Annotated in this window: 24 protein-coding genes and 1 tRNA gene; 13 read left to right on the forward strand and 12 right to left on the reverse strand. The window is 61.7% G+C overall.

The features are described from left to right. Window positions 1-432: 432 nt before the first annotated feature. Window positions 433-1,131 carry a TIGR02594 family protein gene (locus A3OK_RS0115080; RefSeq protein WP_019905724.1) on the forward strand — a complete coding sequence of 233 codons (699 nt, stop codon included), beginning with the start codon at window positions 433-435 and terminating at the stop codon, window positions 1,129-1,131. 184 nt (window positions 1,132-1,315) lie between these two features. Here the strand turns inward: A3OK_RS0115080 and A3OK_RS23635 are convergent, their stop codons facing one another. Next, a complete protein-coding gene (locus tag A3OK_RS23635) occupies window positions 1,316-2,434 on the reverse strand; it encodes an acyltransferase (RefSeq protein WP_081631200.1) in 1,119 nt (372 codons plus the stop codon). Between the two features lie 540 nt (window positions 2,435-2,974). Here A3OK_RS23635 and A3OK_RS0115090 point away from each other — a divergent pair. From A3OK_RS0115090 to A3OK_RS0115115, 7 genes are all read left to right on the forward strand, one after another. Further along, window positions 2,975-3,478 carry a hypothetical protein gene (locus A3OK_RS0115090; RefSeq protein ID WP_019905726.1) on the forward strand — a complete coding sequence of 168 codons (504 nt, stop codon included), beginning with the start codon at window positions 2,975-2,977 and terminating at the stop codon, window positions 3,476-3,478. A 20-nt stretch (window positions 3,479-3,498) separates the two neighbouring features. Continuing rightward, on the forward strand, window positions 3,499-3,957 hold the full coding sequence (locus A3OK_RS0115095) for a hypothetical protein (protein WP_019905727.1): 459 nt from the start codon (window positions 3,499-3,501) through the stop codon (window positions 3,955-3,957). Beyond that, complete coding sequence (locus A3OK_RS0115100; RefSeq protein WP_019905728.1) at window positions 3,947-4,393, forward strand: hypothetical protein; 447 nt, start codon at window positions 3,947-3,949, stop codon at window positions 4,391-4,393. The genes A3OK_RS0115095 and A3OK_RS0115100 overlap by 11 nt, the downstream gene beginning before the upstream one ends. A 406-nt stretch (window positions 4,394-4,799) precedes the next feature. Then, the gene (locus A3OK_RS23640) at window positions 4,800-6,743 is read left to right on the forward strand and encodes a hypothetical protein (protein ID WP_196805442.1); all 1,944 of its coding nucleotides are present in this window, start codon (window positions 4,800-4,802) and stop codon (window positions 6,741-6,743) included. Between the two features lie 162 nt (window positions 6,744-6,905). Further along, window positions 6,906-7,208 carry a hypothetical protein gene (locus A3OK_RS0115110; RefSeq protein WP_019905730.1) on the forward strand — a complete coding sequence of 101 codons (303 nt, stop codon included), beginning with the start codon at window positions 6,906-6,908 and terminating at the stop codon, window positions 7,206-7,208. A gap of 305 nt (window positions 7,209-7,513) precedes the next feature. Further along, window positions 7,514-7,903: a PilZ domain-containing protein gene (locus A3OK_RS24060; protein ID WP_155912035.1), complete on the forward strand. Its 390-nt coding sequence runs from the start codon at window positions 7,514-7,516 to the stop codon at window positions 7,901-7,903. 681 nt (window positions 7,904-8,584) lie between these two features. Further along, window positions 8,585-8,794: a hypothetical protein gene (locus A3OK_RS0115115; protein ID WP_019905731.1), complete on the forward strand. Its 210-nt coding sequence runs from the start codon at window positions 8,585-8,587 to the stop codon at window positions 8,792-8,794. Between the two features lie 58 nt (window positions 8,795-8,852). Here A3OK_RS0115115 and A3OK_RS0115120 read toward each other — a convergent pair whose 3' ends face one another. From A3OK_RS0115120 to A3OK_RS22860, 3 genes are read right to left on the reverse strand one after another with little or no spacing between them, the layout of a single operon-like run. Beyond that, window positions 8,853-9,131 (reverse strand): hypothetical protein, encoded by a 279-nt coding sequence (locus A3OK_RS0115120; RefSeq protein ID WP_019905732.1) that lies wholly within the window; start codon window positions 9,129-9,131, stop codon window positions 8,853-8,855. A 27-nt stretch (window positions 9,132-9,158) separates the two neighbouring features. Next, window positions 9,159-9,413, reverse strand: a complete 255-nt coding sequence (locus tag A3OK_RS0115125) for a hypothetical protein (protein WP_026597291.1) — start codon at window positions 9,411-9,413, stop codon at window positions 9,159-9,161. 11 nt (window positions 9,414-9,424) lie between these two features. Continuing rightward, window positions 9,425-9,673, reverse strand: coding sequence for a hypothetical protein (locus A3OK_RS22860; RefSeq protein ID WP_019905734.1), 249 nt, complete (start codon window positions 9,671-9,673; stop codon window positions 9,425-9,427). 98 nt (window positions 9,674-9,771) lie between these two features. Between A3OK_RS22860 and umuD the strand changes: the two genes are divergently transcribed. The 3 genes from umuD to A3OK_RS24350 are packed head-to-tail and all read left to right on the forward strand — an operon-like array spanning window position 9,772 to window position 11,732. Continuing rightward, on the forward strand, window positions 9,772-10,227 hold the full coding sequence (gene umuD / locus A3OK_RS0115135) for a translesion error-prone DNA polymerase V autoproteolytic subunit (RefSeq protein WP_019905735.1): 456 nt from the start codon (window positions 9,772-9,774) through the stop codon (window positions 10,225-10,227). Then, entirely contained in the window at window positions 10,224-11,516 is a 1,293-nt protein-coding gene (locus A3OK_RS0115140; RefSeq protein WP_019905736.1) for a Y-family DNA polymerase, read from the forward strand. Before umuD ends, A3OK_RS0115140 begins: the two co-directional genes overlap by 4 nt. Before the next feature lie 30 nt (window positions 11,517-11,546). Continuing rightward, window positions 11,547-11,732 (forward strand): hypothetical protein, encoded by a 186-nt coding sequence (locus A3OK_RS24350; protein ID WP_196805443.1) that lies wholly within the window; start codon window positions 11,547-11,549, stop codon window positions 11,730-11,732. A 201-nt stretch (window positions 11,733-11,933) separates the two neighbouring features. On the opposite strand, the gene A3OK_RS22870 is transcribed toward A3OK_RS24350, so the two are convergent. The 4 genes from A3OK_RS22870 to A3OK_RS0115165 form a co-directional block, all read right to left on the reverse strand. Then, window positions 11,934-12,233: a hypothetical protein gene (locus A3OK_RS22870; protein WP_019905738.1), complete on the reverse strand. Its 300-nt coding sequence runs from the start codon at window positions 12,231-12,233 to the stop codon at window positions 11,934-11,936. 597 nt (window positions 12,234-12,830) lie between these two features. Then, window positions 12,831-12,905: transfer RNA gene (locus tag A3OK_RS0115155), tRNA-Thr, on the reverse strand. Between the two features lie 59 nt (window positions 12,906-12,964). Beyond that, entirely contained in the window at window positions 12,965-13,453 is a 489-nt protein-coding gene (locus A3OK_RS0115160) for an NUDIX hydrolase (protein WP_051092928.1), read from the reverse strand. Between the two features lie 398 nt (window positions 13,454-13,851). Then, window positions 13,852-14,319, reverse strand: a complete 468-nt coding sequence (locus A3OK_RS0115165) for a MarR family transcriptional regulator (protein ID WP_019905740.1) — start codon at window positions 14,317-14,319, stop codon at window positions 13,852-13,854. Between the two features lie 363 nt (window positions 14,320-14,682). Between A3OK_RS0115165 and A3OK_RS0115170 the strand changes: the two genes are divergently transcribed. Continuing rightward, on the forward strand, window positions 14,683-15,837 hold the full coding sequence (locus tag A3OK_RS0115170; RefSeq protein WP_019905741.1) for a type II asparaginase: 1,155 nt from the start codon (window positions 14,683-14,685) through the stop codon (window positions 15,835-15,837). Between the two features lie 19 nt (window positions 15,838-15,856). Here the strand turns inward: A3OK_RS0115170 and A3OK_RS0115175 are convergent, their stop codons facing one another. After that, window positions 15,857-16,777 carry a bestrophin family protein gene (locus A3OK_RS0115175; protein WP_019905742.1) on the reverse strand — a complete coding sequence of 307 codons (921 nt, stop codon included), beginning with the start codon at window positions 16,775-16,777 and terminating at the stop codon, window positions 15,857-15,859. A gap of 505 nt (window positions 16,778-17,282) precedes the next feature. Here A3OK_RS0115175 and A3OK_RS0115180 point away from each other — a divergent pair. After that, on the forward strand, window positions 17,283-19,259 hold the full coding sequence (locus A3OK_RS0115180; RefSeq protein WP_019905743.1) for an acyl CoA:acetate/3-ketoacid CoA transferase: 1,977 nt from the start codon (window positions 17,283-17,285) through the stop codon (window positions 19,257-19,259). 109 nt (window positions 19,260-19,368) lie between these two features. Here the strand turns inward: A3OK_RS0115180 and A3OK_RS23360 are convergent, their stop codons facing one another. The 3 genes from A3OK_RS23360 to A3OK_RS0115190 form a co-directional block, all read right to left on the reverse strand. Then, a complete protein-coding gene (locus A3OK_RS23360) occupies window positions 19,369-20,124 on the reverse strand; it encodes a hypothetical protein (protein WP_019905744.1) in 756 nt (251 codons plus the stop codon). Then, on the reverse strand, window positions 20,108-20,245 hold the full coding sequence (locus tag A3OK_RS24065) for a hypothetical protein (RefSeq protein WP_155912036.1): 138 nt from the start codon (window positions 20,243-20,245) through the stop codon (window positions 20,108-20,110). Before A3OK_RS24065 ends, A3OK_RS23360 begins: the two co-directional genes overlap by 17 nt. Before the next feature lie 194 nt (window positions 20,246-20,439). Further along, on the reverse strand, window positions 20,440-21,756 hold the full coding sequence (locus A3OK_RS0115190; protein WP_019905745.1) for a UDP-glucose/GDP-mannose dehydrogenase family protein: 1,317 nt from the start codon (window positions 21,754-21,756) through the stop codon (window positions 20,440-20,442). Window positions 21,757-21,984: the final 228 nt, after the last annotated feature.

Raw genomic sequence — 21,984 nt, forward strand, 5'->3', positions numbered from 1 at the left:
CACACCGGGCGAACGCTAACGTCCGCTTTGCCAATGATCGGCACGAAACCGGACACGCAGAAAACCACCCAACCCGGACGTTGGCCTCTGCCTCAACAGCTTTGGAGCGGACCTTCCGAGGGTCGGCAAGGGGTCGTGTGCGGACGGTATCAAAAGTCAGATTTCTAACTTTAGCTCAGAACCGCATCGGTGCTCGCCGCACCTTCTCTGCCTTCAACATCTCGGGCCAGTAGCCTGCCCATTCGATGAGCGCGAGAGCCAACGCGACAGAGATGACGACAACGGCAACGATGGCCTCGGTCTTCGTCCAGCGCCGCCGTGTCCATCGGCTCAAGATGATCGTCAGTCGTAGAAGCTGATCCATCCGGACGGCTTACCATCCCCGTACCGGCCGGTCGCCGCGCAACTCCCCACAATCGAGAGAAGAGACCCATGACCGTCGCTGATATTCAGCGCGCTCTCTTGGCGCGCGGCTATGACCTCGGGCCTTCCGGCGCCGATGGTGACGCCGGGCCGAAGACGATCGCAGCCGTGACCGCCTTCCAACGCGCCGCCGGACTCATCGCCGACGGCATCGCCGGACCGCTCACCATCAAGGCTCTTGGCAACGTCGACGTGACCGCGAAGAAGGCCGAACCCGACCAGCCGGCATGGCTTACCCTGGCGGCCGACGAGGTCGGAACCGTCGAAGGCATCGGAAAGGCGAACAACCCGAAGGTGGTCCGCTACTTCGCGGACGCGGGCTTCGCCGGCATCAAGGATGATGCTGTGGCGTGGTGCGCTGCCCTGGTCGGTGCGATGCTCCAGCGCGCCGGCCGGAAGCCGTCAGGCAGCCTCGCCGCACGATCCTACGAGTCCTGGGGCGTTGGCCTCAAGGGCCCCGTCCTCGGCTGCATCGCCACAAAGAAGCGCGGCAACTCCTCATGGCAGGGGCACGTCGGCTTCGTGGTCGGCGCCAACAAGGATCAGGTCTTCCTGCTCGGCGGCAACCAGGGCGACAAGGTCTCGGTGGCAGCGTTCAAGCGCTCCGAGTTCACGTCCTTCCGCTGGCCGGCCGACGTGCCGATCCCGACCTCGTCCGTCCTGCCCTCGACCATCGCCGGGGCACGCTCCGGCGTGAGCGAAGCCTGATAGGCGCGCGCGGCATACTCCGAACCATAGAAGGCGGGCGCGTCGGATTTTACCGTCCCGGCTGTAACGAGATGCGCGTGGTCGCCGTCGATTCGAGCAATTAGATGTCGAACGGGGCCAAGTGGGGGCTTCAACGGCAACTATGCCCGCCCGACCTTCACGCCTATCCACTGCGAGTATCTACCTAGCGATTTATAAGCTGTCTTGAACTAAAAAGCTGTTCGCTAAGTCTTTTCCGAATAGGAAGATCATATAAATAGAATATCAGTAAGGATAATGCCGATATTATGCATGTTAATAATATTGAAATGATGATATTAACCGCTTCGGATAGTGCAAAATGGCGAATGATAACACTAAATCCTCTGACTATCGGGTAGTGAATGCAATACAACGGATAAGATAAATCGCCACTCACAGAAGCAAGTTCTTTATTTGCCTCATTCGCATGATTTGCGCCTAAATATACAATAAGTGGAAATATAAATGCAATTGAAACGAGATCGAAAGTTGCGCTTAAAGTCGTGTTTTCAATTTTGGGAATTATGAATATGCAGATTATCAATATCGCACTTACCGGCCATTTTGTTGGTTTGATTTTAAAATTAATGTAATTCAGTAGGCCGCCAATGAAGAAAGAAAAGAATACTCGCGGAAACGCGAGTAGAAAAAATTCAATATGAGGGCCAAAGTGGACGCTGCCTGTAATTAATGACGCATGGATTAATAGAATTAATGATAGAACGCATACTGACATCATAATCGACTTACAAAAGCGAAGTCGAGCAATCAAAGCAAATACAATATTTGCGAAAAATTCAAAAAACAAAGACCAAACAGGCCCATTAAGGGGATATGTTGTTTCTTCTAGGCTAGTTTTATACAATGTCGGAAGTAAAAACGAACTCATTATCAATACAATAACTATATTTATTACATGCTCTAGGATGCTATAGGTTCCCGGCCTAAATAAATCTGTGAACGCAGCAATAAGATTTCCTAGTAATATAAGCGGCATTAGTCTTACAAGGCGCCTGACAATAAACTGGCCTGTAGTAATCTTCATCGATAAAAATTTATGAAAGTAAGATCGAAATATGACATAGCCGCTGAGGCAGAAAAAGAAATCTACAGCCAAATATCCATGGTACATTAAGCCGGCGTAATTGATTCGACTAGAAAAATGATATATTACGACAGCTATAGCCGCAATACCCCGCAATAAATCAAGTGTTTGAAAATGCTGCCCTTGCTCGTCTTGAATACCAAGACTTTTTTGATTTGATATTGTATCAGAGAGCATTTGATGCACCCCTCGTACTACGTAGGAAGCCGTGACAGTGTAAGGTTCCACAGACAAGGCGCCCTGATTAAACTTTAATTTATGTCAGACTTGGATAATGATCAAAAGGTCAAATTTTATGCATAATATCGTGTTTTTGATTATTTCGTGACCGGTGGTATTGCGATTTCTACAATGTACAAAACAATCCATTCGTTCATTCATTTGAATTTAATCGACCTTTAACTGTGGGACAGGCAGCTGAGATTCGGCTTGTCCAATCTAATCCGCTGCCGGAGCCGACCGTCGTGGCGTCTCCTTCATGGGGCTCTCGGCTCGCGTCGTCGCTGATGCGGCCCTGGTTCGGGTGAGGAGATCAGATCGCCAAGCCACGCCCGAAGTACCCGAGGGCGAGCAGGCCGGCGACTAGCAGGAACAGGATGTAGAACTTCACGCCGAAGATCTGACGCGTCCACCAAACGCCTTCAGGGGTCATTGCAGGCCCTCCCAGAATTCCGAGCCCGGCGGCACCGGCGCATCTGATCCGTGAAAGACCATAGCATGACCCGCATCCTTCTCGCGGCGCTGGCGCTCGCCTGTGCTGTCTCTGCCGCATTCGCTCAGACCCCGTCTCCGACCGTCCTCCCGATCCAGTGGGGCGACATGGCCAACGGTCTGTTCAAGGTCGCAGTGGAGGCCCTGTATCCGGTCGTGCTTGCTGCCGTGGCCTACGCTACCGGCAAGCTGCCCTGGTGGGTTTCCATGTGGCTGACCACGAAGCGGATCGACCGCGCGCTCCAGACCGGTGCCGACTACGCGCTGAACGCGGTGGCAGGTGCTACGGCCGGCAAGGCGCTCAATGTCGACGTCAGTTACACCGTCCTGAAGGTCGCTCTAGAGCGAATCCTCGGCTCGACCCCCGCGTGGCTCATCAAGGAGATGGGCGGCGCAAAGGGCATCTCCGAGCGCCTGTTCCGCGTCTTCAAGTTCGATGAGACGGTGTCGGACAAGAACACTCTAACGCCGCTCGTCAATGCGCTGCCGTCCCTCCCGTTCGTGAAGTGAGGTCGGCCGGAGGCGTCGCAATGAACCCGAACAACCCCACCGCCATGAACAAAACCCGCTCCACCGAGTGGCTGCTCACCTGTCTCCTTCTGGCGTGGGGCATCAATATGCTCAGGCCGGAGAGCTTCTTCGACCTGCCGGTCTACCGGATCATGAACGACCTCATGTCCGAAACCCGATGGGGAATGCTGACGGTCATCGTCGCGATCCTCCGCGGCGTCGGGCTGGCGATCAACGGTTGGTGGAGACGAACCCCGCTGATCAGGTTCATGGGGGCGTGGGTCGGCGGGCTGTGCTGGCTCGCCATCGGGTTCCTGATGCTGGCCTCGTCCTACGCCCTGGATACTCGGCTACCGGCGGGCTTCTTCTGGTACCCGATCTTCTTCGTCTTCGAGGGCTGGTGCGTCCTCGCGACGGGCTACGACATGTTCAAAAACGGTTCCCTCTCCACCGGAGCTGCGCCGCGCAATGTCGCCTGAGGATGTGAAACAGTGGGTCGATATCCTGAGCACCCTTCTGGCGGCCGGTGGCGGCGGAGGCATCATCCTTGCCGTCATCGGCTACATGCGGGCGAAGATGGAGAGGCCGCCGCACATCGCTCCGCCTTCAGTTGGCAACAATGGCTTGGCGCAGATCGCCGGTATGGTGATGGGACAGGGCGACCTCAAGGACATCATTGACGGGCTACGCGGGGTGTCCGCCTCACACGACCGATGCACCCTCATGCGAGAAACCGAGATGGCCTTCCGAAAGAAGGAAGCCGAGGAGCATCGGGAGCATGAGCGCCGGCTTCTGGAGGAGCGGCGCCAGCATGAACAGCGCCTCGCCGAGGACAAGCACCGGGAGCATCGGGAACTCGTCGAGGCGGTTCAGAACCTGACCCGGAGCGCGAAGGATATGCGCTGCGCGGGGTGATCGCCCTAACCCGGCACACCCCGTGCATCGCCCTGCCGCTCCTCGTCGAGGGGCAGCCTCCCAGAACTTGCGACTTGACCCCGCCCGGCTGACGCTGGGGTGGGGTTTTAGTTGTTAGTGCCCCCTGGTGCGACCTCCGGTAATAGACTGCAAGTTTTCCTGACCGCTTCAGCGCACTCGGAGGACACGGCCTCAGATCAGAACTCTACGGAGAGTTGCAGTTTTGCTATTGACCCGCCGCTCTTCCGCATGGAGACTGCCGGCGCCTTAATATTCGATTAACCGAATAGAGGCAGGGAGGCTCGCCGAGCCAACTGATTATTACAGTTTTAACGCGCAAATTGGCGCAGCGGCATCCTATTGCCTAAGTGTAGTATTTGCGGGTTTATTTATGGGAAAATTATCAATGGCTGTTCAAACGATTTATGTCGATGGTTCTGCAAGCATTGGTGGTGATGGTTCAGAGGGATCACCGTTTAGATCAATTCAGGCGGCCATCGATGCAGCAGGTACTGGCGACACCATCCGTGTTGCTGACGGCGATTACACAGAGAACCTAACGATCAACGTTGCCGACCTTAAGTTGCAGGCAGATGGGTCGGATGTGAACGTTCACGGCGGCATTGCGATCGGCGCCGAGGGTGTGGCCGTCGACGGCTTTACGATTGATCGTTCGATTGCAGGAAACGAGGGTTCGAGCATTTTCGTCTCAGCGAACGACGTTGTTTTGACAAATAACGTTATTACGGCAGACGATGCTGCTGAGACCGGCATCGTGATCGGCAGTGGTGCCGGCAATGCTACAATCCAGGGAAACACGATTGCCGGCTTCGACGCGTACGGCGTCTACGTCAACCCGAGCAGCAATGGTGCCTCTTCGGTCTTGGGTAACACATTTAACGGCAACGGAGAAAGCTTAGTCTTCGAAGCCGGGCCAAGCGTTGATGTGGTTTCGAACAATACTTTTGGCGCTGCCACCAACGACATCCGCATCTCGCTTCGTGAATCAGGTACGTTCAATCTGTCTGATATCATCGACAGCACAAATGTTGACGTGTCCGAGGTGAACATCCGAGCCTCAGGCAACTCGACGGTGATCGGCACTGCGTATGACGACCGTATTGAGGCGGCTACGATTGGCTCGTACGAAGCTAAGGGTGGGCAGGTTAGCTTTAACGGCGGCGCTGGCAACGACACACTGATCGGTAACGATGGTGCCGACACCCTCAACGGTGGTACTGGGGCAGACGAGCTGAGGGGCCTTGTTGGCAACGACACCTACGTCGTCGACAACGCTGGCGACCGGGTGATCGAGAGGCTTGATGAAGGCACCGACACGGTTCGGTCGTCCATCAGCTACTCGCTTGGCGCCAATGTCGAGAAGCTGGTTCTGACCGGATCGGCCGATCTCGACGGCGCCGGCAATGCCCTCGACAATACGCTCACCGGAAATGCCGGCGATAACACGCTTGATGGCGGCACTGGATCAGACTTCCTGTCTGGTGGTGCGGGCGATGACTTCCTCATCGGCGGAGCCGGGGCGGATTTGATCGCGGGCGGATCTGGGACCAACACGGCCAGCTACGAGACCTCGGCCTCGGGTGTGACGGTCAACCTGACGACGCTGGTGAACTCCGGCGGCGATGCTCAGGGCGACTCCCTCAGCGGCATCAACAACCTGGTTGGCAGCAGCCAGGCCGACCGCCTGACCGGCAATGAAGATGCCAACGTGCTGCGCGGTGGCGGTGGTGCGGACGTGCTCTCCGGCCAGGGCGGCGACGACCGCTTGGTGATCACCGGAGATGCGGACTTCGCGTCGAGTGCCCTCAATGGCGGCAAGGGCGACGACAGCCTGTTCTTCGTCGGCGGAGGAGACGTGACTCTTGGTTCCGGCAGCATCCGGTCCGTCGAGCAGATCTACGTCCGGAACGGCGGCAGCCTCGACATGAGCGAGCTGACGACGGGCCAGAACGTGATCTCCGATAGCGTCAAGGGCGAGAGCATCACGATCATCGGTTCGGCCGGTGCCGATCGCATCGAGGCCGGCAAGGGCGGGGATATGATCGAAGGTAGCGGTGGCAGTGACAAACTGTTTGCTGGCGCTGGCTCGGATACGTTCGCGTTCAACGCAGGCTTTGGTCGAGACAACGTCTACGGCTTCAGCACGGCGAAGGACCACTTCGATGTGTCGTCGCTGGTAGACAGCTTCGATGACGTGAACATTCGCAGCCTGAACGGAGGGAAGGATGCCGTCATCACATTCGATGGCGCTGGGGCCGCGAACAAGATCATCGTGCACGATGTCGACGCTGCCACGCTGACTGCCGACCACTTCCTGTTCGGCGCCTGACCGCCAGCAGACTGAAACGATTGACCCCGCCCGGTGAGAGCCGGAGCGGGGTTTTTCGTACGTCTGGGCTCACGAGAGCGTGATTGAGCTTGGAGTTTTCGGCAATCCGCCGTTCATTCTGGGTGGTCCATCACTGCGCCGGACCACTTCAGGGAGGCAGTTATGCGCACTCGTTTAAGGCAGATCCTTCTGACGATCGCGGCCTGTGTCGGCCTGGCTTCCGTCGCCGAAGCGGCGCCGCTGCCTATCGCCGGGGCCAGCGATTCCTCGCGTGAAGCGATCGAGACCGTACAGTACTATGGCGGTGGCTATGGCTATCGAGGCGGCGGCTACGGCTACGGTCACTCACCCGAGCACCGCTATCGGCAGCACATTCGCCGCGAGTTCCTCCATGAGCGTCGCTACGATGCCCACCTGCGCCGCCAGGATCAGCATTATCGTCGCGCGTACCGTTACGGGTACTAAGAGAACGCAACTCGCTACGGGCAGCGCCCCTCACACCTATGATGACCCCGCCCGGAGCTATCCGGAGCGGGGTTTTTCCTTCGTCTCGGTGACGAGCGGCAGTTGGTACGGATTCCTTACGTACTGACGGCTCGTGCAGCATTGCTGTTGCAAATGGGTCTGGCTGAGGCCGCTGCGGGGTATCCGTACCTAAAAGGGGAACGCCTTTAATCGGCCGAAAGACATTCAGCAACATAATTTCACGTTAACGAGTATTTTATTGCCTGACATTTATTATTGATTATACTCGCAGACGGTGTAGTCAAATGTCTAGATTGCAGGCGCCACTTGCAGACAACGCTTCTGGCTTACTTATGGATCGGGCTCCGCGAAGTAGTACAAATTGGATTGCGGTGATCCGGACTAAAGAAGGCGTTGAAATCCCATGCAACGTCAAAGACGTCTCTAAGTCTGGGGCAAAAATTGGCGTTCCTTCGTCCTACCAACTGCCTGAAAGCTTCATGCTTAAGGTGATTGGAAAGGATTTTGTGCTGCAAGTTAGTTTAGTTTGGCGAAGCGGAAACTTCGTTGGAGTAAAGATTGATCAGGTTGGGAAGTTAGCGGTCCGCGTCGAAGCTGATTTAACGCAAAATGAGGCAACCCAGGCTTCGCACCACCTGATAGGAAGTCGGCGCAGCCGCGTCTCTAAGTTTTGATATTAGGTAGGGAGGCTTGCTGCGTACGATCCTTTTTGGGCAATTTGTCGCCCGCACGCCAAGACCGAAGCAGGCCGCTTGCTTCTGTCAATGAGGCGACCAGATCTAGCATTGTACCAAAGTACTGTACCGCTCCAAAAGGTTGCGGTTGGAGATTGTCGGTAATCATCTAGAGTGCAGCTGGAAAATGGTGCCCAATTGTTCCGCCTCAATCAAGGGCATGAAAGTGGCAGATCCATCACAGGTTCCAGCTGTTAGCCTAACCAATCTGACATCGCCAGTTTACCGAGCGCTCCTCCTCCACAAGAGCGGGACGGTAGTAAATATATTCCGTGTCCTGGCTCAGGACGATGACGAGGCAACCGAGTGTGCCAAAGCCCTGGTGGATGGTCACGCCGTCGAGCTTTGGGATGGCCTACGCTTCATTGAGCACTTCCCCGCAGTTGATTGATGTTTTGAGCGGTCGCCTTTTGTACAAGCGGCCGCCGATCCTAAACCTATTCAACGAGATATGCCGCCGTCGGGGCTAAAAGGTGTTATCGTACGATACCCGACCGTTTAAGGGATCGTTAACCATCCACCCCACACCATGAGCCTCACTCAGAGGCCCGCCATGACGCTCACGGTTTTCGATCCGATCTCGGGCAAGCTGGTGACGATTGAGCTTCCCGTGCGGAAGCCATGCCCCTGACCCTCTACCGCATCGGACCTGACGAGCATCACCTGATCCAGGGCGGTGAGGTCGTCGGCAATCTGGCGCGGGAGGATGGTAAGACGAGCTGGCGGGTGTCGCTGGTCAGCGAGGCCGGGACGATCCGGGAGCGTCTGTTCCGGTCGTTCGACGCGGCGTTGGCGTGGCTCGGGGTGCCGGCGGGCGTAGAGCCGGTTTAGCCCCTCACCAAGGCCTCGGCCGCGTCACCATCGTATCAATCGGCTTGCGCCCGCCGTACTAATCGGCAGCCCCAATCTCGAACTCCATCCCTCTACCCGGTCCCTGGTCGGCATAGTCGATCAGCACATACCCACGTTCGGCAAGGTCGGCCTCAAGGATGTCGCGGTGCTTCCGGTACATCTGGCCGATCGCCAGCGGCGTCAGCCTCGGGTTTCCTCGCCTGAGCGTGTCGACGCTGATGCTCACTGGTGCGCCCTCCCGATCGGCGATCTTGACGATAGCCGATGCGAGATCCGCAGCCTTCGTCTCCGAGGCCGACTTTGCCTTGAATGCCATGTCGTCATCCTCTTTCGGTCTCGGAGCCTACCTGCCCTGAAGGCTCTCGGCGAAGTCGTCCGGGATCTCGCCGAATTGACCGAGGATCGCCACGCTCTCCAACTCGCCGGTCTCATCGTCAGCCATGACCTTCATCGCTGCCGTGCCCGGCATGCGGCTGGCCATCGCCTCGGCCTTCTTCAGCGCACCGAACTCGGTCGGTGCGATCTCGCGGTCGCCGGGGACGAGGCGCTTCCGCTTGATGGTGAAGGTTTGCACCAGGAACGTCGTCTTGATCGTTATCTCGCGTCTCCTCACGCTGCCATTGGGACGTTGCGCACGTCCATGAAACCAAGGGTCATCACGTGCCGGCCAGCGCCGTCGTGGACGTCGACAACCCAATCCGACCAGTCGAGATTGCGGCCGGTCAGCTCCATTACCTGCCATGCTGATCGCTCGGCGTTGTGCCAGAGCAGGCCGGTGTTTGGCAGCTTCATGCCCTTCTCATCGATGATCGCGGTGTGTCCATCGGTGCAGTGAAATCGATATGTCTGGCTCGCCATCCACAGCTCTCCACAGGGTTGAACAGGCCGCGTGCGGTTAAGATTGACCTGGAACCCTCAGCCTGTTTGTTCTCTTTTCGTTCTACACGAGGAGAGCCATGAGCGTCTATCGAATCGGCGAGCTTGGGCTGATCCCAGGGAACGTTGTCCACATTCCCATCATGGGGTCTGCGCTCTGCGCCGGCTTCCCTTCACCTGCCGACGACTTCCTGGAAGGCGCCCTCGAACTGCCGCGCTGGCTCGCCCCGAACCCGCCGGCCACCTTCGCTTGGAACATCTCCGGCGATTCGATGCGCGATGCCGGGATCTTCGACCGAGACCTCGCTGTGGTCGACCGGAGCCTGAAACCGTCCCATCGGAGCGTCGTCGTGGCGGCGATCGACGGGCAAATGTCGATCAAGCGGCTGCTTGTTGAGGGAAACGTCGCTCGACTGTCGTTCGAAAACCCGGATCTCCCGGCCTTCGCCGTTGAGGAGACTGGCGAGGCCGAGATCTGGGGCGTTGTCCGCTTCTCGATCCGCTGGCACATCGCCCGCAGCGGCCTGATCCGATGAACCGGGCCATCGCGCTGATCGATGGCAACAGCTTCTATTGCTCATGCGAGCGGGTGTTCGACCCGAAGCTGGCCCGTGTGCCGGTGATCGTGCTGTCCAATAATGATGGATGCGCCATCGCTCGGACGGCTGAGGCCAAGGCGCTCGGCATCAAGATGGGCGATCCCTGGTTCCAGATCCGCGACGACTGCAAGCGTCAGGGCGTGCGGGTGTTCTCCTCAAACTACACCCTCTACGGCGACATGAGTTCGCGCACGAACGCGGTGTATCGGGACTTCTCGCCGGCCGTAGAGATCTACTCTATCGACGAGAGCTTCCTCGACCTTTCCGACGTGCGTGAAGATCTATGGTTGGAGCTCGCCCGCGACCTTCGTGCAACCGTCCGCGCATGGACTGGTATCCCAACCTGCGTTGGCATCGGGCCGACGAAGACCCTCGCGAAGCTGGCGAACCATATCGCCAAGACGATCCCGGATCTCGGCGGCGTCTGCGACCTGTCGGACGAGGACGAGCGGGCCGCTTGGCTTTGCCGCATTCACGTCGGGGAGGTGTGGGGCATCGGCCGCGCTTCGCTCGCAAAGCTCGAAGCCATGGGCGTCGACTCCGTCGCGGATCTGCGCGACCTAGACCCTCGACCGGTCCGCAAAGCGATGACGGTGGTGGGCGAGCGCATCATCCACGAGCTGCGCGGCGTCGCCTGTCTGCCGCTTGAGCTGATGCCGGCTCAGCGGAAGGGCTGCGCCGTGACGCGCTCCTTCTCCAGCCGGATCGAGGATCGGGCGACGATGGAACAGGCGGTAGCGGCCCACGCGACGCGCTTGGGCGAAAAGCTGCGCCGGGGCGGGCTCGGAACGACACATATCTCGGTCTTCTATCACACGTCGGAGCACGACCGCGGCGACCCGATGCGATCGATCTCGACGACGGTCACGCTGCCCGAGGCGACGAACGACACGCTGGCGCTGATCAAGGCGGCGCGCGAGGGCGTGGCTCGGACTTGGCGCGAGGCGCCCGGCGATCGTCCGTGGCGGTTCAGCAAGGCCGGCGTCATCACCACCGACCTCAAGCTGCTGGAGGAGACCCAGCGCGCCTTGATAGGCCAGCTCGACCGTGAGCTCAGCGCGCCGCTGATGGCAGCGATGGACGAGTGCAATCGCCGCTTCGGACGTGGCGCTGTCGTGCCGGCCCGCGCTGGTCTGGAGAAGAAGCGGATCTGGTCCACGAAGTTCGAGATGCGCAGCCCGCGCTACACGACGCAGGTGAGCGAGTTGCCGACGGCGCATGCCTAAGGAAATCGCTACGTCGGCCGGATCCCAGCGGTGACGGACGCGGTCGACTCAATCCTGCGCGCGCAAGCTCTTAATGAATCGCCTCGCGATCTCTCTCACGGCCTCATCATCGCGCGTCTCGTCATGGGCCTTGTCCCAGAGATGATCGATGCTCTGGTCGAGTTCATCCAGCAATCCTGGATGGCGCTGCGCAACGAAGCGGATCGTGCCGAATAGCAGGTGCTCGATTGCCATTTCGCGACGGTTCGCGTCTACGACCTGGTCCGAGGCGGAGTGGCTAGTTGATTCTGTCATACCCCACAACGTCACCCACTCTCTCCAGGTTCGCTGATCGCAGCTGCGGAAAGTGCCGCAGCATCGAACGCAATCGCGGCCTGTTATCGCCGCGCTGGATGAAGCCAGATTGGTAGAACCAGACTACCTCTTCACCGCCCAGATCGGCACCGCACCTGTCGGCCTGCCTGGGATGGTCCGGCAGAACCGCGTGCGCTCGAACCGGATGAAGTCCGCGTGGACCTCAGACGCCAGCCCCCCACCGAGGACCATGGCTCCGCAGAATTTAGAGCGGATCACGCTGAGGTCGGGATGGACACCGAACAGCTGCAGCGTCGTCCACCCGCGCCGGCCAGCCTCGTCTGCGTGCTTGTCCAGGAAGTCCAGGGACGTGGCGTGAATGGCAGGCCAAGTGGAGGGCGTCAGGCCAGCGCAGGGAACCACGGCTGGGCTTCATCGCTAGGAACGCCTCCCGCCACGCCTGAGGGGTGTTCGAGACGATCTTGAAGGCTGGTGAGGCTGACATGAAATCCGGCGGCTGTGGCGCGGAGGTCGATGGGGGTCATGCGTTACCCTGCTCAACGAGATCAATACGCAGCTTCCGGGCTACGTCGTTGGCTGCCACGGTCCCGGCTGCATCGCGTCGGCCCGCTTTGAAAATTTGGGCCGTGAGCGGGCGATGAGGAAATGCCCCGTTCCGCAGTAGATCGCCCACGACCATTCGTTGGGCTGTTCGCCAGTCGCTTCAGCTTGGGCCACCAGAGAGGTCGGATTAACGTGTGGCATACCCAATTACGCCACGTCCGCCTTCCAGGTTCCCGAATCAGGGCGTCGGCATCAGGCATCGGGGTTGGCCCCTAGCTGAGAGAAGAGGCGGGGAGAGAGCAGGTCATTAGCCAACCCTCATCTCACGCAGCTTGGCGGGGATGAGGCGCAGCAGAGCCCGCTGTTCACCGGCAACAATGCCCGAGGTCTGCTTACCATGCGCTTACCGGAACCGAAGGCCGGTAAGCGAGTCAGGCGCTAAGTCATTGAAGGAAATGGTGCTGCTGGACAGGATTGAACTGTCGACCTCCTCATTACCAATGAGGTGCTCTACCACTGAGCTACAGCAGCCGATCGTCGCGACGTGTCGGGACGAGCGGGGAGTTAGCGGATCGAAAGCCGCTTGGCAATCACCCCTGGCCGCCTTTGATCGCGGCGTGTCCTACGAGCAACCCCGTTTCCTTCTTGCACGCCGCGCGGATGATGCCGGCGAGACCGGATTCGGCCACGGCTTCGGCCGCGTCGGACGGACTGAACCAGCGATCCTCGCGCTCGTCCCGCTCCGGCCAGTGCTTGAGCTGTTTGCGCACCTCGAGGGGAAACACCTTGACCTGGCAGAGCACGAAGTCGCGGCTCTTCAGGCGCTTCTCGTAGAGATAGAAGCCGAGCGGCCGCTTGCCGACCTCGCCCAGAAGGCCGGCCTCCTCGTAGGCCTCACGAGCTGCCGCATCGAAGGGCTTGCGCCCCTTCATCGGCCAGCCCTTCGGGATCACCCAGCGGCGGCTCTCGCGGGAGGTGATCAGGAGGATCTTGAAGCCCCCGTCCGGGAGGCGCCGGAAGGGCAAGGCGCCGACCTGGCGCCGAGGCTCCGCCTCACTGTCCATCAGGGCTGAACTCATGGGACATGAACGCCCGGCCACCGCGTCAGTTCGATGGATCGCGGCAACCATGCGGTCTCGAACCGAGTATTCGGGCGACGCTGCGACGACGCGGACCGTTTTATCACTCGGGCGGTCACGGCGAGGATAGTCGGATTCTGGATCATCGGACGTCCTTGCTCGGTCACGGGAGGACGGGACGGATGGGAATAGCCCAGCTGCGCTGCGGCATACCGGATGCGAACTGGCCTTAGCGGAAAACGAAAGCCGCCCTCAAGACAAAATTTATCCGGCAAATTAATTGGCCTCGCGCGCTCCGAGCAAGGAGACTAGCCGGCTTGCACAACCCGACTGTGACACAGAGGACCCGACCGCCATCGAACGGCGTGTCACTCCCGGCGCCGATGCGGCGGCGGGTCTCAGCCCGCGGCGCTGAGGTTTTCGATCAGCGCGTTCAGGTCGGCGCGCATGGCCTGAACCTCCGGCTCCGACATGTTAAGCTGGCACATCACCGATTCCCGCACGTTCCGGGCCTCGGCGCGAAGGTCGCGGCCGTGCTCGGTCAGCTGGATCTCGACCTCGCGCTCGTCGCTCTGCCGTCGGTGGCGGATCAGGAAGCCGGCCGCTTCGAGCCGCTTGAGAACGGGAGTCAGGGTGCCGGAATCGAGGCGCAGGCGGCGGCCGATATCCGACACCGTTACGCCATCCGTCTCCCAGAGGACGAGAAGGACCAGATATTGCGGATAGGTCAGCCCCATCCGTTCCAGCATCGGCCGGTAGGACCGCGTGATCCGGTGAGCGGCGGCATAGAGGGCGTAGCAGAGCTGGTTGTCGAGCAGCAGCGGGTCCGTGACGGAACTGACCTGCTGCTCCGGAGCGTCGACCATATACACCACGCGATCTATCCCCGGATCAGGCCGGCACGACGACCGGGTCGGGACATCGGTACCTCGCGCCTGGGTCTTGTACGATAGCTGAGGCAGGACGGCCCAGCATACGAAATTCTCGCCATTTCAATCCGATTGCAAGCATTTACCGGACCAACGACCGCGACGATGCTTGATCCGCGCCGTCGCCGAACGCGGCACATCCGGGAGACGGCGCCGCATACGGTCGCCGTCTCAAGCCACCCTCCCCTCGAACCCGACGGACTGACGCTGGAACAGCCTGTGGTCGCCACCTTTTTGGCCTGGGCCTCGGCGAGCGGAGCGGCCACAATGCGGAACCCAGGCCTGTGACAGGACATTCCGATGCCGTTCGCTCCCCCCGCCTCCCGTTCCCGCAGCCGCCCGATGGCCGTTCCCCTGGCCCTCGCTTTGGCCTTCGGCATCGCCGCGGCACCGCGTCCGGCATCGGCGCTGGAAGGGCCTGCACCGGCCAAGCCCGGTGAGGCGGCGGCCCCGGCGACGTCGTCCGGCAAGCCCCGCGTCGTCATCGTCGCCACCGGCGGCACCATCGCGGGCGCCGGGGCGGATGCCGCCAACAGCGCCACCTACCAGGCGGCCAAGGTGCCGGTGGACAAGCTGATCGCCGCCGTGCCCGCCATCGCCCAGGTCGCCGACGTGCGCGGCGAGCAGGCGTTCCAGATCGCCTCGGAGAGCTTCACCAACGCCCAGCTGATCCAGCTCGCCAAGCAGGTCTCCGCCCTGGTGAAGCGCGACGACGTCGACGGCGTGGTCGTCACCCACGGCACCGACACGGTGGAGGAGACGGCCTATTTCCTCGACCTCGTGGTGAAGACCGACAAGCCCATCGTCATGGTCGCCTCCATGCGCCCCTCCACCGCGATCTCGGCGGATGGTGCCCTCAACCTCCTCGACGCGGTGGTGGTGGCGGGCGCCAAGGATTCCCGCGCCAAGGGCGTGCTCCTCACCATGAACGACGAGATCCAGGCCGGGCGCGACGCCACCAAGCGGGTGAACATCAAGCCCTCCGCCTTCTTCAGCCAGTGGGGTCCGCTCGGCATGGTGGTCGAGGGCAAGACCTACTGGTTCCGCGCGCCCGCGAAGCGCCACGGCACCACCTCCGAATTCGACATCGACACGATCGACGCCCTGCCGGAGGTGGCCATCGTCTACGGCTCGGGCAACATGCATCCGGAGCCCTACACCTCGGCCGTGGCGGGAGGCGCGAAGGCGATCATCCATGCCGGCACCGGCAACGGCTCGGTCGCCGGCTACCTCGTCGACACGCTGAAGGACATTCGCGGCAAGGGCGTGCAGATCATCCGTTCGTCGCGGGTCGGCGACGGCTTCGTCCTGCGCAATGCCGAGCAGCCCGACGACAAGTACGATTGGGTCGTCGCCCACGACCTCAACCCGCAGAAGGCCAAGATCCTCGCCGCCGTGGCCCTGACCAAGACCCAGGACACCAAGGAGCTGCAGCGGATCTTCTGGGAATACTGAGGCTCGGATGCGCGCCGCGTTAGCGCAGGAGGAACCCCTCCGGCGCCAGGGGCGGCGGCACCGGCTCACCGAGGGCGTCGAGGACGGTGCCCTCCACCACGCGCAGCAGCGCATCGAGGGGGAGGTCGTTGGGCTCCAGGCCGAACGGGTCCTCCAACTCGTCGCCCAGGGCATCGAGGCCGAAGAAGGTGTAGGCGACGAGGGCCGCCACGAACGGCGTCACCCAGCCCAGGGTTCCCGCCAGCCCGAACGGCAGGAGCAGGCAGTAGATCCAGGCCGTCCGGTACAGGAGCAGGGTGTAGGCGAAGGGCAGCGGCGTGCCCTGGATGCGCTCGCACACGATCTGCACCTGGGACAGGGCGGCGATCTTCTGTTCCAGCAGGCCGAACTGGATATCGCTCAACGCCCCCGCCCGCTGGGTCCGGCCGAGATCGGCCGTGAGGTGTCCGAGCACGGTATCGGCCGGGCTCGGGCGGCCCTGCAGGGTCGCGGCCTCGGTCTCGGACAGAAACGGAGTCGCCGCCGCGATCTCGTCCTCACGCCGCATCTGCGCATGCAGGGCGCGGGCGAAGGCCAGCACGCGTTTGAGGGCGCGCGTTCGCACCGCTTCATGCCGCTCGTCGGGGAGAAGGGCCGCGAGAAGGCGGGCGACCGCCCGCGCCTCGAGGATCAGCGTTCCCCAGGCTTTGCGCGCCTCCCACCAGCGGTCGTAGCAGGCCCCGTTGCGGAAGCTCAGGAAGATCGAGAGCGCCAACCCCACCAGGGTGAAGGGGCCGATGCCGGCGCTCAGCGGGAAGGGATCGGGCCAGGCCCGCTCGACCGCCACCACCGCGATCGCCGCACCCGTGATGAAGCCCACCTTCAGCGCCACCCTCGGCAGGATCGAGCCCTGAAGCGTGAACAGGATCGCCATCAGGTTGGGCCGGGAACGGACGATCATGGAGAGCTTGCGGTTCCGTGGAGGGATCGGAGGCGGACCGGGCCTGATTCACCGGAGGATGCGAAGGCGAGGCAGCCGATGGGCCGGAAGCGGGCGGCGGGAAACGGCCCCGCATTCCGCGGAGGCGGACCGGTACCGAGAGGCATGGACCGGGAGGCGTGACGGAAGCAAGGCGCGTATCGCCGCCCTGTTTCGTAAAATTATGAATACTTTCGACCTTCCCGCACTGCAAAAGTGTTCGCGGCCGCCGGTATAGAGCGGGAGATTGAGCGGCATCCTCCGGGCCGTCCGAAAAAGAGGACTTCAGAGGCACGAGAACTCCCGATTGTTGTGCAGTGCAACACAACGCTCCCGGCGCTACTGGTCCTAGACCGGACACTTGCGGAATCTGGACCGTATCTTTACGCTGCTGGCGCCAAATAAGACTTCCGTAGCCCCGAAACTATGCAAGATATCACTTGCATCGCGGCCGGGCGGGGGAGGCGCCTGAAGGATAGAGCGGTCGATGAAGAAAAATAAGGTGATCACGGCCGAAGAGGCGATCGCGCTCATCCGGCATGACGACGTCGTCACCACCACGGGGTTCGTGCAGAGCTGCATCCCCGAGGCGCTTCACGCGGCTCTCGAGAAGCGCTTCGTCGATACTGGCGCCCCGCGCGGCCTGACTCTGATCATGACCGCCGGCGCCGGCGACAGCAAAGGCCTCGGCACCGGCCGCCTCCACCACGAGGGCCTGCTGAAGCGCGTCATCGCCGCCAATTTCGGCCGCATGCCGAAAGTGGCCAAGGCCGCTCAAGAGAACCGGATCGTCGGCTACAACCTGCCCCAGGGCGTGATCTCGCAGCTCTACCGCGCCTGCGCCGCCGGCCAGCCCGGCCTCTTCTCCAAGGTCGGCCTTCACACCTATGTCGACCCGCGCCATGGCGGCGCCCGCGTCAACGAGGTGACGCAGGACGAGATCGTCAAGCTGGTGGAGGTCGATGGCGAGGAGTGGCTGTTCTACACCGCCACCAAGATTGACGTCGCCTTCATCCGCGGCACCTCGGCCGACCCGGCCGGCAACATCTCCTTCGAGAAGGAAGCCCTGACCCTCGACTGCCTCGCCCAGGCGATGGCGGCGCGCAACAACGGCGGCATCGTCATCGCGCAGGTGGAGCGCATCGTCGATGACGGCTTCCTGCTGCCCAAGGACGTGCGGGTGCCGGGCATCCTGGTGGATTGCGTGGTGCTGGCCGAGCCCGAGATGCACCGGATGAATTACGGCGTGCAGCACGATGCGGCGCTGGCCGGCCAGATCCGCGTGCCGGTGAGCGGCATGAAGAAGATGAAGCTCGACGCCCGCAAGGTCATCGCCCGGCGCGCGGCCTTCGAATTGCCGCCGAACGGCGTGGTCAATCTCGGCGTCGGCGCGCCCGAGGGCATCTCGGCCGTGGCCAACGAGGAGAAGGTGACGCCCTACATCACCCTCACCACGGAAGCCGGCGCGGTGGGCGGCGTGCTCGCCTCGGGATCGAGCTTCGGCGCGGCGACCAACGCCGATTGCGTCATCGACCAGAACCAGATGTTCGACTTCTACGACGGCGGCGGTCTCGACATGACCTGCCTCGGCCTCGCCGAATGCGACCAGTACGGCAACGTCAACACCAGCATGTTCGGCGGCCGCCTCAACGGCTGCGGCGGCTTCATCAACATCAGCCAGAACGCGCGCAGCGTCGTCTTCGCCGGCACCTTCACGGTGGGCGGGCTCGAAACCGTGGTCGAGGACGGCAAGCTCAAGATCCTGCAGGAAGGTCGCTCGCAGAAGTTCCTGCCCCAGGTCGAGCAGATCACCTTCAGCGGCCCCTACGCGCAGAAGCGCTCGCAGCCGGTGATCTACGTCACCGAGCGCTGCGTCTTCCAGCTCACCGACGAGGGGCTCGAACTCATCGAGGTGGCGCCCGGCATCGATATCGAGCGCGATATCCTGCCCCATATGGGCTTCAAGCCGATCATCAAGCAGCCGGCGCAGATGGACCCGCGCCTGTTCCGCGACGAGCCGATGGAGCTGCTCTCCGATCTCCTCAACCTCAATCTGTCGGAGCGGGTCAGCTACGACACCGAGCGCAACATCCTGTTCCTCAACCTCGAAGGCTGGCACGCCCGCATCAAGAGCGACATCGACGACCTGCGCAAGGTCCTGGTCGAGGCCTGTAAGAAGGCCGGCAAGCGGGTCAACTCGGTGGTCAACCATGACGGGTTCCGCATCAACGAGAACCTGTACGACGATTATGCCAGCATGATCCAATACCTGTCGGCGAACTATTACCTCACCACCACGCGCTACGCGACGAGCGCCTTCCTGCGTCTCAAGATGGAAGAGGCCCTGAACAATCGCGGCCTCGCCCCGCACGTCTTCGAGCGCAAAGAGGACGCCCACGCTTTCCTCGACGGCATGGACCGCAAGGTGCGCCGCGCCTCCACCGCCATCGACGCGGCGGCCTGACCCTCGCTTACAGCACAACGCCGCGCCCGCTTCACGCGGGCGCGGCGTCGTCATTAGTTCGGTAACCGGCCGGGCGGGGTGCCGCGTCGGCCCTCCGGCGCGACGCGCGCTACAGGACGAAATCCGTCGTGTGCAACTCGACGATACCCTTCAGCAGGATGGAGAAATCCGCCTTGCCGTTGCCGTCGACATCGCCGCTGACGAGGGTGTTGCTGCCGGAGACCACCGCACGCAACTCGCCGGCATGCTTGGTGAAGGCCGCATCGCCAATGAAGGAGAACGCGTCGTTGGCCGAGGTGCCGGAGATGGCGTCGATCGATTTGAGATGGATCGTGTCGTGCTGGCCCGGCTTGAAGTCGAGAATCGTGTCGCGCCCGGTGCTGGAGACCGTGCTGTCGGCCAGGGTCTTGAAGACGAACGTATCGGCTCCGGTATTGCCCTTGAGCGTATCACGCCCGAGACCACCCGTGATCGTGTCGTTGCCGCCAAAACCGTCGATGTAATCATTGAACGCCGAGCCGACGACGGTATCGGCGCCGCCGAAGACACTCTTGTTCGTGGCGACCGGATCACCGGAAACGATGTAATTGTAAGCCTGTTCGGAGGTGATGTTCAGGCCGCTGATCTTCCCGACGATCTTGCCATCCGCATAAGTAGCGGCATACGTCGTCGTGCCGCTGGAAGGAAAACTGTTCGGCGAGTCATAAACGAAGTTGGTACCCTTGACGATGGAATATTGATTGTCGCCGAAATCGATCCTGTAGCTCGTCGATGTCGCCTTCGAAACCTGTGGATCTTCATTGATGAATTCATAGAGGTCGAACGTCCGCGAGTCCGACGCAACGTATTCAACAATCGTCGCCATAATTGATCGCCCCCTCCTGCCCCGTGATGCGGCATCCCCTGCCCATTGCTTGAGCCTTGAAGATGACCGCCGAAACGTAGCGCTCGTCGGCCATCTCCCGCAATGGACGGGCGAGCCGCATCAGCACTCTTCAATCATCACGAAGGAAAATTCCATATCCCATTTGAGGGTATGGTGCATTCGGAGCGGCCGGTGTTGTAGCTATGCCTGTCACCGGCGGGCCATGGCGGCGGCTCCCGCTTCGGCATTGCCCGGAATCACGATGTCATCGGCTCATCACAGCCGAATACTGTTCGACGTCGGGCGCGAGCCGGCCTACGCCTCGAGCGTCGGCACCCCGATGCCGACATAGTGGAAGCCGTGGCGGGTCACGTCCTCACCCCGGTAGACGTTGCGCAGGTCGACCACCACCCGCGCCGCCATGGTCTCGGCGAGCAGGGCCCAGTCGAGGGCGCGGAAGGCGTTCCACTCGGTGACGATGACGAGGGCGTCGGCCCCTTCCGCGCAGGCATAGGGATCGTCGGCATAGGCGATGTCCGGCATCAGCGCGCGGGCGCCCTCCATCCCTTCCGGGTCGTGGGCGCGGATGCGGGCGCCGGCATCCTGCAGGCCGGCGACGATGGACAGGGACGGCGCGTCGCGCATGTCGTCGGTGTTCGGCTTGAAGGTGAGGCCCAGGAGCGCGATGGTCTTGCCCCGCACCGAGCCGCCGCAGGCGGTGACGATCTTGCGCGCCATGGCCCGCTTGCGCTGGTCGTTGACCGCGACCACGGCCTCCACCAGCCGAATCGGCGTGCCGGAATCCTGGGCGGTCTTCACCAGCGCCAGCGTGTCCTTGGGAAAGCACGAGCCGCCGTAGCCCGGCCCGGCATGCAGGAATTTCGAGCCGATGCGGTTGTCGAGGCCGATGCCGCGGGCGACTTCCTGGACGTTGGCGCCGACCTGCTCGCAGAGGTCGGCGATCTCGTTGATGAAGGTGATCTTGGTGGCGAGGAACGCGTTGGCGGCGTATTTTGTCAGCTCGGCCGTGCGCCGGCCGGTGACGAGGATCGGCGCCTGGTTGAGGTAGAGCGGGCGGTAGACCTCGTTCATCACACTCGCCGAACGGGCGTCGTCGGCCCCGATGACGATGCGGTCCGGCCGTTTGAAATCGCCGATCGCGGCGCCTTCGCGCAGGAATTCCGGGTTCGACACCACGGCGAAATCCGCATCGGGCCGCGCTTCGCGGATGATGCGCTCGACCTCGTCGCCGGTGCCCACGGGAACCGTCGATTTCGTCACCACCACGGTATAGCCGGTGAGCGCGGCGGCGATGTCGCGCGCCGCCGCATAGACGTAGGAGAGATCGGCGAAGCCGTCGCCGCGCCGGGACGGCGTGCCCACCGCGATGAACACCGTGTCGGCGGCAGCCACCGCGCTGGTCAGGTCGGTGGTGAAGGTCAGGCGGTTCTGGCGGACGTTGTCGGCCACCAGCGTGTTGAGGCCCGGCTCGAAGATCGGGATGCGGCCCTGCTCCAGGGCTTCGATCTTGGCCGGATCGTTGTCGACGCAGCAGACGGTGTGGCCGAAATCGGCGAAACAGGCACCGGAGACTAGGCCGACATACCCCGCGCCGATCATCGCGATCTTCATCAGGCTCTCTCCTCGGCCGCCTCGGCGGCGCGTCTCGACCCAGCGTCTTCTAAACCAAGCGTCTCTTGCCGCCAGCGGTGACAAGCCCATGACAGGCAGGACTCATGACACGCAGGACTCATGACAGGCATGCTTCACGGCGAGTCCGGCGTGTGACACCGTGGGGCTTCGTTGAGCCGGCGCCGTGCCGGACGGGTCGCGACCGCCGCATCGACGGGCCTGCCTTCG

This window comes from Methylobacterium sp. 77 (assembly GCF_000372825.1).
GTDB lineage: Bacteria > Pseudomonadota > Alphaproteobacteria > Rhizobiales > Beijerinckiaceae > Methylobacterium.